This window comes from Pseudomonas sp. GOM7 (assembly GCF_026723825.1).
Lineage (GTDB): Bacteria > Pseudomonadota > Gammaproteobacteria > Pseudomonadales > Pseudomonadaceae > Aquipseudomonas.
The window spans coordinates 4938503-4954639 of record NZ_CP113519.1 but is presented as its reverse complement, the minus strand read 5'-3'; the positions used below and the strand labels follow the sequence as shown (position 1 = coordinate 4954639).

Genomic DNA, 16137 nt, shown 5'->3' with positions numbered 1-16137 from the left:
CCTTCAGTAGGTGGTCCAGGTGATGCTGTTGGCGTCGTTGGAGCAACTCGTCGTGGCCGTGGTGGCATGAACCTCGCCGGTAGTGGCAGAGCCACCGTTGATGCTGGTGGTCGTCTGGCGATCTTTCGCGACTTTCGTTGCGAGCGTGATGCATGCGCTCTTCGGAACACCGCTTTCAGTGATCGTGAAGGTCATGCCGTTACTGACTACAGTGACACTGCCGTTCCACTGATTCACCAGCGTTGTGCCTGATATCCCCATAGAGCCCGCCCCCTCGATTGCAATGAGAGACGGCACCAGGTTCTGTCCGGCGGTTCCGTAGCCAGTGGAACCCTTTAACTTCTTGGTATTGGCGATCAGCGTGCTGATGTTGCTCTGCTCGATGGCCACGTCGGAGCTCCCGAGCATTCGTGAGCTCATCCAGATGATGAAACCGAGTGCGACCACGATCAACATCAACCAGAACAAGCCGTCGATCGACAAGAAGCCGCGCTGCTTGTAGTTACCTGGAAACTGCATATTCATCACCCCTTGGTGTGTTGTTAGAAACCTGACGATTCGGTTGCGTTGCCAGCGAGCATGAAGACCCCAATCACTACCAGGATCATCAGGGAGCCCATGCATACGGCTGAAAGAGCGATCATGGTTTTGGCCATGGCGTCGACGCGCTTGAGCATTTGATCCAGCCAGCGGTTCGCAAACCGTTCCATCGACGCTGCGAAGCCGGTGTGTGCCGAAAGCACTTCGAGAAAGTGAATGGCCATCGGGTCGGGGAACTGATGGCCGGCGAGCTTCAGTGCTTCGCCAAAATTTTTGCCTGCGCTGACGCCGTAGCGGATTGCATCTAAACGCTCCCGGAGCCATGGGGTGGCGCTACGCTTCAGTGTGTCGAGCGCTGCGTTTTGATTGATGCCGGCACGTAGCATCACCGACATGTTGAGAAGGAAGACCGAGCCCTGCAGGGTTTTATAGATTGACCAGGGCGGAATTCCCTCGAGCCGGATCCGGGCGCTCTGCAGGATCCTACTGAGCTGAATCTTCCACATGGGGCTCGTGGGCGAGATCTTCAGGCCGCAGAAGTAAGGCAGGGTCAGGATCGAGGTGATGATCACCATGACAACAGTGATCACGATGAACACACCGTAGTGACTGACCACGTAGGAGAGCATGTGCAGGAGTGCCGGTATCCCCGTCCAGTTCTCCGGATCATCGCGGCGAGACATCGAGGGGACGAGCCACAGCGCAATCACGTACAGCAGAACCCACATCAGGCTCCAGGTCAGCGATGGTAGAAGCACCACGGAAGCCACCAGCCGGCCAATCTGCTGTCGAACTTCGATGATGCGCACGCAATCGCGGAATGCTTGCACAAGATCTCCTGAGTCTTCGCCAGTTTGAATGAGCGACGTCTCGTCATTGGGGAACCTGGCCCGACAAGCATCCGCGAGGGTCTTGCCCCCGCGTACCCCCATGGCCACTTCGTTGCAGATGATCGAAACAGGGTGTAGATCGCGGCCTCCGTTGCTGAATGCTTTCTCTACTGTTTCGAGTGCTTCCTCGATCGGTATGCTGTCCTCGAGCACGCCCATCAGGCTCTCGTAGAACTGAATTCGCTCAGGCTTGCCGAACTGCGCCGCATAGAAGCCTTCGATTTTTCCGCGAAATGCCTCCTTCAGCCCATCGACGATGTCCAATAGCTCAGCCAGCATGGGTGAGCTCCACTACTTGCTGGTCGAAGTCCAGGGGGCCAATGATCGTCTCGGCATGCCGGGGGTCGATTTCACCGGCTGCAATCTTGGTGATTGCATGGGCGATCTTCGTGACCCCGCCCATCTCTTTGACCCAGTAGCGTCGAGCCGCACTGGCCCCGCTCTCGGCGAATACCCGCATGAATGACAGATCTGTCAGTAGAACTTCGGCTACAACGGTTCGGCCCACGACGCCCAGGCCCTTGCAGCTCGAGCAGCCGTCCCCCTTGAGGCTCGTGTTGTGGAGTATCTGCAGGTGCTCGAGTCTGTCGCGAAGCCCGCTGTCCAGCCGCTCTGCATGATCCTTTGCCGGTAAGCGGCATTTAGGACAAAGCACAGGTAGCAACGACTGATTGATCACACCAGTCATCAAGGCGGGGTCAGTGATCAGATACTGATCGACACCCATGTCGGCCAGCCGCTGCAGCGAAGCGACAGCGTTGTTCGTATGCAGGGTTGACCAGACCAGGTGGCCTGTCATGCCGCCCCGAAACGCAGCCTGTGCCGACGCCAGGTCGCGGATCTCGCCATACATCAGGTTGTCTGGGTCGAGTCGCATCGAGTTGGTGATGGCGGAATCCCAGGTCTCACTGGCCCCGAGTGGGGATTGGTTAGCTCTGATACGGTACTCGGGTGGATCCTCAACGGTGAGGATATGCTTGGTGCTCGAGGCCTCCTGATCCAGGAGATCCATATTGACCTGGAGCGTTTTCGACTTGCCTGATCCAGTCGGCCCGGTGATCAGGTTCACGCCATAGGGCAGGCTGCGCAGTCGGGCGAACTGACTGATTTGCTCGGGAAGAAAGCCCAGGTCTTCGAGGGTCATCTTCGACATGTCGTCGTAGAGCAAGCGCATCACCATCAACGGCCCTTCAACGAGCGGGCGTGTGGCGATACGTGCGCCGAACAGACCGAGCTGCTCGACGTACTGACGGCTCACACGGGCATCTTGTGGAATCTGGGGCTGGAAGTGATCCTTGGTGACGTCGCACATGCTGTTGTACAGCGCTGCGCACAACTCGCGGCCTACTTCGCTTTTTTCCTGGCCGGCTTCCCACAGCAGGCCGTGAATGCGGTACTTGATCCGGGTGATCTCATGCCCGACCACGATATGAACGTCGCTGGCCCCACGACGGTGGGCATCCTCAAGGATTGCAACTGCATGCGCCTGCCGATCGGTTTCAACCTGCTTGGACATTCGCCCGATTTGCGATGACGATTGGTAGATTGCTTTGATATCGGTCATCGAGCAGCTCTGGATCTGATAGTCGAACCCCGCGTGTTCGAGCTGATCCATGAAAGCCATGACATACGGATCAGTGCTGTGTTGAGCTGAGACATAGAGCTTGCCATCCGATGTGAGCGCGCAAACTTGGCGCAACTCTGGCTTCAACTCATAGCGCCCCCCTGGGGCCGTGAGTACGGTGACAAGAGGGAAGATTTCAGAGGTCGGAATCTCCGACTCAATGGCAGTGCGTTCAGGAATGTGAGTCGTCATTGGGGTGAACCTCAGAATTGGCCCGGTAGTGCCGGCGCTACAGGAGAAGATGTCGAGCCGGACGTGCTCGGGCTGATACCAGAGAAGCCCAGGAGAAACTGCTTGCCGTTGCCCTCTACGGTCACACCCTCCAGAGAGATATTGCTGACCCGGAAGTTGCCTGGGAGGCTGGAGCCAGCAACCACATCGAACTCCACCCCTGACTTGTAGAGGAGCGTCGCGCTCAGCTTCCTGGGCGACCCGGTGATGGCTTTGATTACCGGCAAATCCTGGAACTGGGTTGTGACCTGAGCCGAATTGCCTGGCACGGGTGAGTGGATATGCACTTGGGTGTTCGAGTCTCCCGATTGCCCGCTGCTCCCGCCGTTCTCTGCTATCGAGCGCCTTGCTTTCGCCCGCTCTGCCTGAGCGTTGAACAGGATCGTCTGGCTTTGCACCTTGCCGAGGTTTCCAACATCAATGCCGGATAGATCCACGACATCTGCCTGGGCATCGTTTGCAATGCAAGACGCCACAAGCATGGCTACGAGCAGTACCAAGGGCAGCCAGAAAGGCAGCTTCAGATCAGGAGGGTTATTTGGCATACAGATCACCTGTTACTGACCACATGAGGAGCTCGGACTGCAGCTCTGTTTTGATTTCGCGTAGACGCAGGCCCTGGCTCGGGGCGCCGCTGAGAGAGTCGTAGGGAAGAAGACCTGAAACGAAGCGCAGCTCGAACTGCTTCCACTGAGGTGGCTGTGGTGGCGGTGGTGCGGGCTCCCCAGGCAGAGCTTCAGGATGAGGAACGATCACAGGAACCTCCTTCAGGGTTGGTTCCTGGGCAAAGCCGTGAAGCCACGATGACAATGCGGTCAGTGCATCAAGAGCGGGTGCCAAAGGTTCGTCGCCGGCGGCCGGCAGCGACATCACGAACTTCAACGTCGCAGAGTTGCCTTCATCGAAGAACGCTGGGCGTTCTGAGGTCTGGCCGGAGGTGGCCGAAATGAGCTGCAGCGCCGAACTATTGCCTGTGCGTTTATACGAGGCCAGAACCTGGGTGCCGTCACAGGTCGCGCTGGCGAAAATCCAGCCTTGGATGCTCAGCGGCAGTTGATACATCACCTGGCTGCAGCCGTTGACAAATGACATGACAGAAGGGCGTTTTGCCCAAGGGTGCTCAAGCGCCTGGGGCGGCTGTTCTGTTCCACTTTCTTGATGTAGTTTGGCCAGCTCTTCCAGGCGTGCCTGTTCAGCCGCGAGGCGAGCCTCCGTGGCGATTCGCGCCTGATATGCTTGCCATTGAAACCAGGCGGTCAGCGCGATGCCGGCGACGAGTGCGACCACAATGAGCTGAGCCAGCTCTGCTTTGGAAAGGCCGAACATCAGTGGGCGTAGGCGGTATTCACGTTTCAGCTTGGAAGGGTGGAGCAGCTCCTCGATGTCGATGGGCGAACCACCCATATCGAAGTCAGCGGGTAGATACCATTCCTCGAACTCGATGCCCCTGCTGCGTTGCTGGGCAACGCGGCGCCGAACCTCAGCTTCTGTGCCAATGAGATCGCAGCCCGGAATTATCCCTCCCTTGTGAACGGCGACCACGGCAAAGCGGTCTTCGTCCCGCTCAATGCGCCACGCAGCAATCCAGGAGTCCCCGAGCTGTCCGGCCAGTGTGGCGGCCAGTGAGTACATGCCCTTCGTCACTCCGTCGCTTCGGGAGACAAAGCCCGCCTGAATGATCCCCGGCGTCCTGCGTATTGCAACGATATCGAGGTTATTTTCCTTGCCGAACTGGCGGGCTTCTTTCATGTAACCCGTAACGCTGCCCAGAGGGTGCCAGCGCAACCCTGTCACGAAGGCCTTGCCCTGATGCGTGATGATCTGAGTGCGCGAGGCACGCTGGGGCTGAAGCTGCTCTGTGCTCATACCCAACTCCTCAGAAGACAGAGCAGGCGCGCAGCGGCTGGCGACAGTTCATGAGCCCGATGGCGGGTTCATTTGCGACCAGGTTGTTCGCAGCGTTACGGATGCTGGGCACGTATTGGCTCTGACTGCTCAGGCTATCCGCCTCCACGATGGGGGTAACCAGCACGACCAGAACGCTGTGCTCCGACGTCCTTGATCGGCCCCCACCGAGCCCCAGGAATCGAGCGCTACCGACCCCGGATCGTGTGGCGTCTTCGCGGTTCTCTTCAAAGCCCGTCAACACCAAGGTCTGCCCGCTACGCAGCTTCACTTTCGGGGCAGCATTCTTCGTGTCGTAATCAGCGGTTTGAACGCGCGAATCGTTGCTCTCGAACGTCTGAAAGGTAGGCCTGCTGCTCATGCTGAGGTTGATCATCAGCAGCAGATTGTCTCGGTCGAGTACCTTGGGCAGTAGCATCATGTTGAAGCCACTGGTTATGGTCGCGGGATTCAGGGAGGTGGTGGAGCCAACCGAAGCGGTTGTCGAGGTCGTGCTTGATGCAATGTAGCTCTGAACGTTGCCAATCTGTATGGGGGCCGGCTGCAGGTTCAGGGTTGTAACGCTTGGCGTACGGATGTTCGAGATCCGCCCCTGCTGCGCCAGCGCCTGTATCACCGCCTCAGAGCCAGCCCAGGGCGAATCGGCTGTGTCCAGGATGCCGACCGACCCTGTCACAGCTTCGCTGCCGATACCCGCGACAGTGTTGGCAAGTTGGAATCCCCAGTTGCTGGAGATCGACTGATAAACCGCTGCCCAATTCAGCGCGAGTTGATCCCGGTCTGTCAGGACTACCTCGAAAACGGTGACGTTGAACGAAACTTGCCGAGTGATGCTGCGATTGATACTCGACAAGTACGCCTCGACTCGACGCAGTACCTCGGGGCGATCACTGACGGTTAGCGTTCCGGTTGTCCGCGACAGGAACATGCGTCCGGCCGGTCGCGTACTCAGCATTGACCTGACGTTCGACTCGATGTCACCAAGCAGCGAGGTGACTATTTTCACCTTGGTGCTCTGGCTGCTACCGGACTCGCCAGAGGCGCCAGTGCCGGATGAGCTGCCTCCAGACATCCCTGCCGCTGATCCAGTGGACGTGGTCAGCCCTGAGCGAACGGTGCTCTCGATCTCCTGGTCGTCCCCGAAAGCCCAAACATCGAAGACCTTCGTATCGAAGTAGGTAATCCGAACCCCTTTGATGTCAGGATCGTAGTGCCAGCTCAGGCCCAGGCGGCTGGTTGCCTGGTTCAGTAGTCCTGAAACAGCTCCCGCGTACTTCAAACCTTGGATTGTCTGGGGCAGTCCCAGCGAACTGTTGCCCGAAAAGGCCATTGCCGAGGCCGGCGATAAGGCGCTTCCCGGAAAGAGTCCCTCCAAACCACTGGCTGAGGCGCTAGTGTTCGAGCTACCAGGAATCTGGGTAGACGCTGTGGAAGTGCTGTCGAGAATGCTGGGATTGATGGCATCCGGTGCTACAACGACAGGCAGCCCGGTTTCCGACGTGATGTACTGTGCAATCTCCGTGATTGTCACCGGGGATGAGGGACGGTAGGCGATGTCGCGATTCAACGACTGTGGCAGCCCGCGCTTGGTGATCAAGGGCTGGGTCGAGACCCAAGGCTTATCACTGAATACAACCGTTTCACGCGATGGCTCGGCCCGTTGGTTACGCAGCAGCGCAGTGTACTGACGAGCCGTCTCACCAGTCTGCTCAGTGCGCCCGATGGATTCTTCGACGCGCTGGAGACTGCAGCTCGATAGCAGCACCAGCAGAGCCGGCAGTGTCGCCAGGTGTACCCATGGGCGTCGGTTCATTTCTTCTTCCTCTCGGCGATGTGCACGATTTTCTGAACTGAGCTGCCGTCCACGATGAACGGGCGAGGGGCGTTGTCGTAGAGGGGAAACAACTGGTAAATCGCGTCTTTGAATGAGCCTTCAAACCTCAAGGCAGCGGCGATGGGGTAGTTGAGGTCATCTTGATCCCAGATCACTTTCCAGCCCGCTTTCTTGGCCCAGGCCTCGACGCTGTCACGCAGTGTGGATCCGGCGTCAGCTACCCAAATCTCGCGCACCTGTGGCACGACAGTTGACGAAGTGATCGGCAAAGGAGGCTTGCTGACGCCGGCATGCATAGGTGCAGAGGCTGAAGCGCTAGTCGATGCCTTCATGGCGGTTGCGGGAGCACCTCTTACAGGCGCAGTGGCGCCATCCTTGGCGATCTCCACGGGTTTTTGCTCGGCACTCGCAACGCTAGTTGCGGAGTGTGGAGTGACAGGAAAGGATTCGCTGGATAAAACCGGCGCCGGCTCTTGAAGCGTGGCCGGCTCGACTTTGGCAATGGCGGCGGTCTGCTGCGCCGGCACCTGATAACCAGAACGCAGGCTGAATTGCACGTGCCGAGTCACCTCATCAACCTGCACCCTCCACGCCGGCCCTGCGAGTACCTGCAGGGTATCGCGCAGCTTCATGGGGCCAAGCTTGTAGTGCGCTGCCGGCAGTGGCCTGGAGTACAGGACTTCCGTCACGTTGTTCGGGGCCGTGAGTGAATACCCGGAGCGTGCCAATGCATGCTTCAAGGCATCTCCAACAGTCGGATTCAGCGTGCCAGGAATGGTGACCTCGATGATCTGCGACATCAGGTCTTCCTGAGAGAGCAGCGGCAGCGTGCTGGTGAGCGTGTAGCGCCCGCTCCTGACTTGGTCTCGCTCCCGACCGGGATTCATTGCGCCTTTATCTGCGTAGATGTCAGGTGCGATGAAGGTCGGATTTGAGATGGCTTCAGCAGGCTCTGCAGGTGCTGGTTGCCGCTGTAGCGCGCAACCAGCCACAGCGACTAGAGCCATGGCGAGCAGCATGATGTGACGCATCAGGAGGTTCTCCAACTTCGGTATGTGCATAGGGTTGCGTCTTGCCCCTATCGCAACAACGACTAATCAAAATCCCGATGGCGGGAATTAATTTGTTGGGGAACCAAAAATGAAAAAGGCACCCGAAGGTGCCTTTGAGGTCATGTCAGCCGACACGAACAGGTTGAGGACTTTCACGCTCCAGCCTAGGCGCGTAATGACGGAACGCAGGCAGTCGGATCAGGTCGCGTAGCGGCTTCATACAGAAGCTGAGCACCTTGCCCAGGAACACGCCCGAGTAGGACGCGATCCAGCCGATGGAGAAGATCAAGCTGTCCACCGCGTAGTCCGACTTGAATGCCCACAGCACCAGGAACAGAACGCCGATAGCGAACCACCAGGTGCGAAAGGACATCCAGCGAGTGTTCCCCCCAGATAGGCCGGGAAGGATTGCCTCGTATTGTTCACAGCGATGGGTGAGCATCTGGATCTGGCCGTCAGTCCAGGCCCGTTCATGCTGCAAGCGCTCGTGCTTACGCTCGAGCTCGTTCTGCAGTCGCTCGATCTCGAGCTGAGCCAACTGGACGAGTTTCAGGCCGTCCTGCTTGTGCTCTTCATGAAGCAGTCGGTCATGGGCAACCAGGTGGTCAGCCATGTTCTCGACCGTAAGGTTCAGCACGGAGCCATCCAGGCCGAAACCTTGCAACACATCAGGATCGATCTCTTGGATCTGGCCAGTGCGTGCAGCAGCGAGGAAAGCAACGAGGTTATGAGTGTTCATAGTGATTCTCCAAAAAGCAGACAATCACTGATCCCAGACGGGAAGTGATTCCCGCGAGGGTTGAGGTTAGGAAGCATGTAAAAGCCAAAGGCACCCGAAGGTGCCTTGAGGTCAGGCATTAAGCGGCCAGGACGGCCCATGCATACTCGCAGAACTGCTCGGTTTCGAGCAGCGCCTCGAGGGCATCACTTTCGGAAATCTCGGTGACTTCCGGCAGGGCGGGCAGTTCTACAGCTTGGATGTTGGCGTTGCTCATGATGGATTCTCCAAAAGGGATTTTTGGAGAACACCAAGCCCGCCAGCGGGGGGATGGTGCCCCCCGGATGGGTTAGCTGAGATCAGTGATGGCCCTCGGAGAGGGCCGGTTGTTCAGAAGCTTGCAGCGGCAGGCGCTTCCTGCTGACTGCTTGGTTCGGGTTGTTGCGGCTCTGCAGCAGCTTGCTGAGCTTGTTGGGATTGCTCTGCATCACCTTTCGGTTCTGCCTTGTAAACCATCTCGCCGTCGACCTTGATCCAGCTGACGAACAGCAGGCGGGCTTTCAGGCTGACGCCGGGTTGATCCTTCTTCTCGCCACCTTTGTAGGTGAAGATATCGGGGGTCAGGTCACCAAGACGAAAGCCGATGAGGACTTTCTTCTCGGCTGCAACGGCTGGCATGCAACGGCGGATGAGCTTGTCAGCTTCGCCGCCAGCGACTTTGCAGTCGAACCGGGTTTTTTCAGGTGCGGTGGCATCACCATGCAGGGCAACGATATCGCATGCCAGGAAGGGCTCACCCTTGCGGATGGGCACTTCGCGGATACGATTCAGATAGCCGAGGCCAGTGATGTGCAGGTCGAAGAAGCTTTTTTGAGCGTTGGTGTTGGTAGTCATGGTGGTTCTCCAGATTCCAGGTACGGGAAAGCGGAGAAACACGTATCCCTTGCGGGAGAGTGTTTCCCGCAAGGGTGAGTAGATGTTTGGAAGAAGAGGCATCCATCGCCTGGGGCGATTGTCCGTACTACCGGATGCGTAACGGACTGGGGAGGTGGATCACCGCAAAAGCGGACGCAGTTTGAAGATCCTTACTGCCTGGGCATGGGCCGACAACGTCAGCAACACACGCTTGAAAATATGGGTGCAGTTTCAGTCGTTGTCAATACCTGAAAGCCCCCAGATTTGGGGGCTGTTGTTCATTCAGGTTCGTACTCGAAACAACCACACGGGCAGGTCGAGGAAGTCAGGCCATGTTGGCAGATGCCTTCTTTGGCAGCTTCTGCGTTTTCCTGCTCCAGCTCTTCACTGGAGAGGTAGCCGAAAGCATCTCGGGCATAGGCAAACGCATAGGCCACATCGGGGTTTGCATTCTCGTCCTCACCGAACTCGTTACGCACAGCCTCCGAGAAAGAAGACTGAACCATGGTTTCATAGGTTGAGTAGGTCTTTGCTGCTACCGCGTATAGCGCTTCTATCTTGCGCTTGATGACGGCAGCGTCACCTGTACCCCGGTAAACCGGCAGGCATTCTTCATCGTCAGCATTCTTGATCAACTCGTCCACGATGCCGCCGAAGCGCTCGAGCACGAATTCCTTGGATTGCTGCAGATTGAGTTGAAGCACGTCGATTACCTGATCGCGAATTGCAATAGGATCGGTGTGCATGGCAATGGCTTCGTCGAGGATGGATTGCACCAGGTGCAATTCGTTTGAGGGGAGCGAAAGGGCATTGTTCAGAGTCATGGCGTTTCTCCAATTGGGATTGGAGCGCCCCCCACAGGAGAGCGCCCTGATGGGGTTGAGTTGAGTGAGCATCCATCGCCAACGGCGACCGCCTGCGCCACCGGATGCGTGACAGGCTTGGGAAGTTGCTGTCAACGACAGCAGCTTGGAATTCTGGCCAGCTATGAGGCCGCTGGCTGGCATGTTTTGACCAGGTTGCTGTGCGTTTTAGGGCACAGCGAAGAGCAGGATGGCCACCATGTTGAGACTTGTGCCCCTCGCAAGATCACGTATCTAACATCCGACCCTCGTGTGACCTGGATCGGCATTTTCAGGCATGCATCCGCACACAAACGGATCCCAGTGTTCGCCGGCGGGCACCGGCAATGAATATGTCCGCAAGAGCGGCTGTCGTGGGCCACCTCAGGGAGGCCCACGACAACCGTCTCACGACGCTGAAAGGTAAAAAGGAAGGGTCAGAACACCAGTCCGGCCCGAAGGAGAGGAAACTCAGAACCCGGAAGTTGGAGGCTTCGTGTGCACGATGTGCTGGGTTCGCACGCGCTTCCCTGAGTGATGGCGTGCTTGGGTTTGGACATAACGACCGGCGAGTGTCAGTCGGGAGCCGCTTGTCCTAGGGGCACAACTGAACGTCAGTTGCCAACGGGTGAAATCCTTGCTTCGGATTATCGTCACGACGTGATAGCAGTTCAACCACTCAAGCAAAATAAACCTGCCGAAATGCAGGTATTTGCCCCTTCTCGGTCAGCCTGACGGCCCCAGTATGCTGTGGCTGCAGGTACTGGAGCATTTTGGTATCGATCTTCAGCCGACGAGCCGCACTGTCCCAATTGGTAGGTGCAAGGTTGAGCAGCAGCATCGTACCGGCGCTGGAGAGAAATTCCTCGCTCATGTGAGTGGGCGACTGCCCGGCCTGGAGTATCGCCAGGCCGAACTTCCGCATCTGGTTGGCGATGACGTTGATCGGGTTGCTCCTGGACTCATCGTTGAACAGTACGCACTCATCGATCACGACGAAACGCCTGATCCGGCCATGGGACTCGCCACGTTGCATCTCTTCGCGAATGATTGCCTGCAGGCGGAAGTGGACGAACATGCGCAGCTCGTCTTCAGATTGCGCAATTGGCTTGAGGTTGTATCGCCGGATCCTGGCATTCCCGAACGGCGGAGGATTGCTGTTGAAGATACCAATGGCCTGCAGGTTTTCTAGGCGATTGATGACGCTCAGCAGCACGTCGCGGGAGTTGTATTTCACAACCTCCTCAAATTCGCGGCCTGACTGCATGCGATCGAGAAAGGTGCTGAAGCCATCCAGGGCGCGCATCTTGAGGCTACCGAGCTTGCTGTCGAGCTGGGCCAATTCCGCTTCGTCGGCGGCTTGCGTGGCATTCTTCATCTTGCGCTGATTCAGCGTCGCCATGACGCGACAGAACTCATCGAAGGCCGTGAGCACTTGCCGCCCATCCTCCTTGTCTTCGATCCCCATCCAGAGCGCTTTTAGCTTCCGTCTGGCCAGAGTGGTGACATCGAGGAGCGTCGGGTAGACCTGACGAAGACCGCTCCAATCGTGCGCTTCGATGAGCTGCTGGATCTGCTCGTCTGTGGCTTCATTCCTGTACCAAGTTGAAGGGTTGGTAGCTGAAATACCTTTGAGAGCGTACGCATCGGTCAACAGCGCTCGAAGGACGCCCTCCTGATTGGTGCCGAGTGCCCTGGACGTATTGCCGATGGCCGCAATCACGTCGTTGATGGCGCGCCTCACCCCACCGAAGTGTGGATCCGGGTTCAGCACCAACGGATTGAAGCCGTACTTGGTGGACTCGCTGAAAAGCACGGTTTTGGCGCCAGGTACTTCGATATCGCCGTGGTAATCAAAGATGTCGATCACCACGTCATCGGCCTGGCCCTGGATGAAGTTGCGGATCCAGTGTGTTTTGCCCGCGCCAGATGTGCCGGCGATGCCGATATGGTGGTTGGCCAATCGACTGGGATCCCACTGAACAAGCTCGTTTTTCTGGTCGTTCTTGCGCCGCCAGTAGTCGTAGCCAATCAGCACAGGAGTCATTGATCCTCTCCAATGCCAAGCAGCGGCTGGTCATTCTCTACGTTGCAGATGAACTTGCATCCCTTGGAGTACCTGTCGCACCCGAAGAAGTCGTAGCCCCTGACCCCAGGCATGGAGGGACGAGTCCTGCGCTCCAGCTTTCCCTTCTTGCACTTGGGGCAATCTATATCCGTGGGAATGGGCGCAGCACCTGCCGGCTTCTTCTGCCCAGGAACACCGTCCTCGTCGGGCAACATGGTCTTGCAACCATGTTCCTTGAAGCCCGAGCACGCCCAGTAAGGGCCAAATTTTCCCTTGGGGTTGAGGTACATGGGACGACCACAGTCTGGGCAGGGATGCGATGTGGCTGCCTGGATCTGCACGCCCTCAAGCTCACGGGCAATACGGTTATAAAAGCCCCGAATCACGGGGACGTGCTCGATCTGGGAGCGTGCAATCTGATCGAGCAACTCCTCCATCTTCCTGGTGAAGTCGAGCTGCATGAAGCTGAATTGGTTGACCAGACTGGCGAGGACGATCAGCCCCAGCTCAGTGACATGGAAATAACTTTTGCTGAGCCGCACATAGTCTCGTTGCTTGATCGTCTTGATGATTGCTGCGTATGTACTTGGTCGTCCAATGCCTTGCGCCTTGAGCGCCTTGATCAGACTCCCCTCGGTAAAGAGTTTCGGCGGCGATGTCTTGAGCTGCAGCAGACGGCCAGATAATGACTGCAGCAACTGACCTGGCTCGAGCGGGGGAACAGGGTTTTTCATTGCGTCCTGCTCCTGTCCGTCCTGCTCTTCGGAGCGGGTCTGCAGCACTGAACGCCACCCTGACTTTACCAAGACCTTGCCTGTGCCTGCGAAAATGGGTGTTACCCCATCAACTTCGTCCATCGCCTGCAGGTGCGCGACACGGATATTCCACACCGCACTCTCAAGCTGGGAACCCACGGCGTGACGCCATATCAGTTGATAGAGCGCTTGCTGTTGGGCGTCGTCGCCTGCCTCAAGCATCTGGAAGTTTGTTGGCCTTATAGCCTCGTGCGCCTCCTGGGCCAGCTCGGCCGAGTCCCATACGCGCTGTTCGGCAACAACCGGCAGGCCTTTGCTGCTGCAGTATTCGGCGATTGCCGTAAAGGCAGTCGCCGATAGGTTGGGACTGTCCGTTCTGTGGTAGGTGATGAGGCCAGCATCGAAGAGCTTCTGCGCCGCCTTCATTGTCGCGTCACTATCGAGCTTGAGCATGCTCGACGCCTCCACCATCATGGTGTCGGTAGTGAGCGCGGCTGGCGGAGCCTCTGAGCGCGCTTTCTGGTCACATGTGATGACCTTGAATCGATTCAAATTGGCGACACGCTGGGCAAAATCGCCATCTAGCCAGTATTCCAGGTTGCGCTGCTGCAGGAGTGCCTTCGTTTGCCATTTCGCCTTCCAGGTTCCATCTGGCCCAGGCAAATGGATTTCGGCTCCAAAATGGGACACCGCCCTGAACTGGCCGACCTTGTGACACTGCTCAGCCACTAGCAAGACGGCGACACTCTGCACCCGGCCAGCGGACAGTCTCTGCCCCCGTAGCTCGGAGATCCGCTGACTCACAAGCCATCCCACAAAGCGGTCAATCATTCGTCGAGTCTGCTGAGCGTTGACCTTCGCCATGTCGAGTCCACGGGGATGCTCGATGGCTGATAGCAGAGCTTTCTTCGTGACCTCTTGGTAGGTGATCCTCTTCGGATTACTCAGCTTGAGTACCTGGGCCAGATGCCAGGCGATCGCCTCGCCCTCGCGGTCAGGGTCAGTTGCCAACAGAACCTCAGAGGCAGCGTCTTTGCGCGCGCGTAGTCCGCTCACGACCTTGTTTTTACCTGGCAAGATCCTGTACTCAGCCGAGAATGTCTCCAAGTCAATTCCAAGAGCTCCCTCGGGGAGGTCTCGGATGTGTCCTATGCTGGCCCGCACGTCGTAGCCCGAGCCAAGGTATTTCTGGATGGTCTTTGCCTTTGCCGGCGACTCAACAATCACAAGAATAGTCATGAGCATGTGCCTAACGGATGACGTAGGGCGCATGGTTGTTAACTGACAGCCAGTGCTGCAATGGAAAGGTCTTTTTTGGTATGGGGTTGATTAACAAGCCATTGGCTTTCTGCAAGTAGCCAAGTAACCGAAATGCCGGATATGGCATTTGTATGGCAGTATGAGTCCGCCCCGTACTAGACATTGGAGAGAAAGCATGCCCGTCCTGCTTTGGACTGCACCAGCCATCGTTGTCGTAGCTTCGATCTACCTGGGCTTGCTTAAAGAAAACAGATTCATCGAGGCAGGGTTGGCTATTGTTGTGATCGCTGCCACAGCAACAATACTGCTTTCGGCCCTTAATGCACGAAAGGCCGCAAAGGCCAAGAATATTGACTTTGAATCTTATGTTCCGGAGAACGATTCGAATAAATCCAGCTCTTTTAAATTCGTGAGCACTCTCGGCGGCGTGGATACGAGAGACCCCATTGGCTACCTGCAAAAGCAGATAGACGAGATTAAGAGGGTTGCCATCCAAGATGAGAAAGACTTTCGCAGCTTGTTCGAGTTCACTAGCCGCAGAGTAGATATAGCCTTAGCACGCCTGAGCTATCACGAAGACGTGACCCTCCCACGGATACTTGGACAAGGGGCTGGAATCATCATTGTCGCAGGTGTCCTTACAATCATAGGCTCAATCTATTTGGCATTTCCCGACAGGTCATACGAAATTTTTTCCACTGTAGGGGCCAAATTAACTGCCTCTTTTTCATCGGTACGCTTACTTCTGTCAGCGGATGGCTAGATAAACAGCGGCATCTGCTTGCCTGCGCTGTAGCCACGCAGCCAGGAAGCCTTCAGCGGATGGTGGGAGTACGGGCACGAATGAACTGGCAGCCCTGAAATGGCTGCTTTGCGCCCGGCCTCAAAGATTGCCGCATGGGGATTGTTGAAGCGGCGGTTGTCCGTGCAGGTAGAGGTTTTGGCCATGGACGCCTGCTCCACGATGAGAAAGCCCCCAGTTATCCAGGGGCTTGGCGATAAACGCGATTTTAAGCAGGGTAGTCGTCGAAGTTGTCGGGATAGTCCTGGCTATGCTGCTGTGCCGGTCGGTCCTGACGCGGTGCTTGGCCAGATTGCCCTTGAGGTTGTTTCGCTTCCATGACGATATCAACGATTCGGTGCAGGCCAACAGTGACCTGGGTGGCCTGAATCTTCAACGCCGACTTCTCCTCCTGGGAGTCACGATCACGCCAAGTATCCTTCACTTGGCGACCAAAGACCGTCACCCGCATGCCCTTCTGGAGCAGTTGCGAGTAACGCTCTGCGTCGCGGTGCCACCACTCGACCTGCATCCAGAAGCCGCCTTTATCCTCGCGCCCCCCTTTTCCATCCGGAACCTGATTGTCGAAGTACACGTTGAGTCGACAGAGCCGGCGCGGCTGTTCGTTGCCGTTGGGGAACTCGCGGAATTCAGGATCCGAGCCGATGTTGCCGACCCAGCCGTTGACTGGTGCTGCCATGAAGCCTCCTTGTAGCTTGCGC

The 16137-nt window shown here is 57.3% G+C and carries 16 protein-coding genes; 1 reads left to right on the top strand and 15 read right to left on the bottom strand.

Translation table 11 applies throughout. The features are described from left to right. Nucleotides 1–3 precede the first annotated feature (3 nt). The 13 genes from OU800_RS22020 to topA all read right to left on the bottom strand — a co-directional run bounded on the left by OU800_RS22020 (nucleotide 4) and on the right by topA (nucleotide 14613). Nucleotides 4–525, bottom strand: a complete 522-nt coding sequence (locus OU800_RS22020) for a type 4 pilus major pilin (protein ID WP_268179477.1) — start codon at nucleotides 523–525, stop codon at nucleotides 4–6. Between the two features lie 17 nt (nucleotides 526–542). Continuing rightward, nucleotides 543–1709 carry a type II secretion system F family protein gene (locus OU800_RS22015; RefSeq protein WP_268179476.1) on the bottom strand — a complete coding sequence of 389 codons (1167 nt, stop codon included), beginning with the start codon at nucleotides 1707–1709 and terminating at the stop codon, nucleotides 543–545. After that, nucleotides 1699–3246, bottom strand: a complete 1548-nt coding sequence (locus OU800_RS22010) for a GspE/PulE family protein (RefSeq protein ID WP_268179475.1) — start codon at nucleotides 3244–3246, stop codon at nucleotides 1699–1701. The genes OU800_RS22015 and OU800_RS22010 overlap by 11 nt, the downstream gene beginning before the upstream one ends. An 11-nt stretch (nucleotides 3247–3257) precedes the next feature. After that, nucleotides 3258–3830, bottom strand: a complete 573-nt coding sequence (pilP, locus tag OU800_RS22005) for a type IV pilus biogenesis protein PilP (protein ID WP_268179474.1) — start codon at nucleotides 3828–3830, stop codon at nucleotides 3258–3260. Beyond that, nucleotides 3820–5151 carry a type 4b pilus protein PilO2 gene (gene pilO2, locus OU800_RS22000; RefSeq protein WP_268179473.1) on the bottom strand — a complete coding sequence of 444 codons (1332 nt, stop codon included), beginning with the start codon at nucleotides 5149–5151 and terminating at the stop codon, nucleotides 3820–3822. The genes pilP and pilO2 overlap by 11 nt, the downstream gene beginning before the upstream one ends. 10 nt (nucleotides 5152–5161) lie before the next feature. Then, nucleotides 5162–7003, bottom strand: a complete 1842-nt coding sequence (gene pilN / locus OU800_RS21995) for a PilN family type IVB pilus formation outer membrane protein (RefSeq protein WP_268179472.1) — start codon at nucleotides 7001–7003, stop codon at nucleotides 5162–5164. Further along, a complete protein-coding gene (gene pilL2 / locus OU800_RS21990; protein WP_268179471.1) occupies nucleotides 7000–8055 on the bottom strand; it encodes a PFGI-1 class ICE element type IV pilus protein PilL2 in 1056 nt (351 codons plus the stop codon). The genes pilN and pilL2 overlap by 4 nt, the downstream gene beginning before the upstream one ends. A 145-nt stretch (nucleotides 8056–8200) precedes the next feature. Then, on the bottom strand, nucleotides 8201–8815 hold the full coding sequence (locus OU800_RS21985) for a hypothetical protein (protein ID WP_268179469.1): 615 nt from the start codon (nucleotides 8813–8815) through the stop codon (nucleotides 8201–8203). Between the two features lie 118 nt (nucleotides 8816–8933). Then, nucleotides 8934–9071, bottom strand: coding sequence for a hypothetical protein (locus OU800_RS21980; protein WP_268179468.1), 138 nt, complete (start codon nucleotides 9069–9071; stop codon nucleotides 8934–8936). A gap of 113 nt (nucleotides 9072–9184) precedes the next feature. Further along, complete coding sequence (locus tag OU800_RS21975) at nucleotides 9185–9688, bottom strand: STY4534 family ICE replication protein (RefSeq protein ID WP_268179467.1); 504 nt, start codon at nucleotides 9686–9688, stop codon at nucleotides 9185–9187. 299 nt (nucleotides 9689–9987) lie between these two features. Then, nucleotides 9988–10533 carry a hypothetical protein gene (locus OU800_RS21970; RefSeq protein ID WP_268179466.1) on the bottom strand — a complete coding sequence of 182 codons (546 nt, stop codon included), beginning with the start codon at nucleotides 10531–10533 and terminating at the stop codon, nucleotides 9988–9990. 697 nt (nucleotides 10534–11230) lie between these two features. Further along, nucleotides 11231–12598 (bottom strand): helicase HerA domain-containing protein, encoded by a 1368-nt coding sequence (locus OU800_RS21965; protein WP_268179465.1) that lies wholly within the window; start codon nucleotides 12596–12598, stop codon nucleotides 11231–11233. Further along, nucleotides 12595–14613 carry a type I DNA topoisomerase gene (gene topA / locus OU800_RS21960; RefSeq protein WP_268179464.1) on the bottom strand — a complete coding sequence of 673 codons (2019 nt, stop codon included), beginning with the start codon at nucleotides 14611–14613 and terminating at the stop codon, nucleotides 12595–12597. The genes OU800_RS21965 and topA overlap by 4 nt, the downstream gene beginning before the upstream one ends. A gap of 196 nt (nucleotides 14614–14809) precedes the next feature. On the opposite strand from topA, the gene OU800_RS21955 reads away from it, so the two are divergent. Then, nucleotides 14810–15397 (top strand): hypothetical protein, encoded by a 588-nt coding sequence (locus OU800_RS21955; protein WP_268179463.1) that lies wholly within the window; start codon nucleotides 14810–14812, stop codon nucleotides 15395–15397. On the opposite strand, the gene OU800_RS21950 is transcribed toward OU800_RS21955, so the two are convergent. Further along, nucleotides 15394–15582 (bottom strand): ribosome modulation factor, encoded by a 189-nt coding sequence (locus OU800_RS21950; protein ID WP_268179462.1) that lies wholly within the window; start codon nucleotides 15580–15582, stop codon nucleotides 15394–15396. The genes OU800_RS21955 and OU800_RS21950 overlap by 4 nt on opposite strands. 62 nt (nucleotides 15583–15644) lie before the next feature. Further along, nucleotides 15645–16115 (bottom strand): single-stranded DNA-binding protein, encoded by a 471-nt coding sequence (locus OU800_RS21945; RefSeq protein ID WP_268179461.1) that lies wholly within the window; start codon nucleotides 16113–16115, stop codon nucleotides 15645–15647. Nucleotides 16116–16137: the final 22 nt, after the last annotated feature.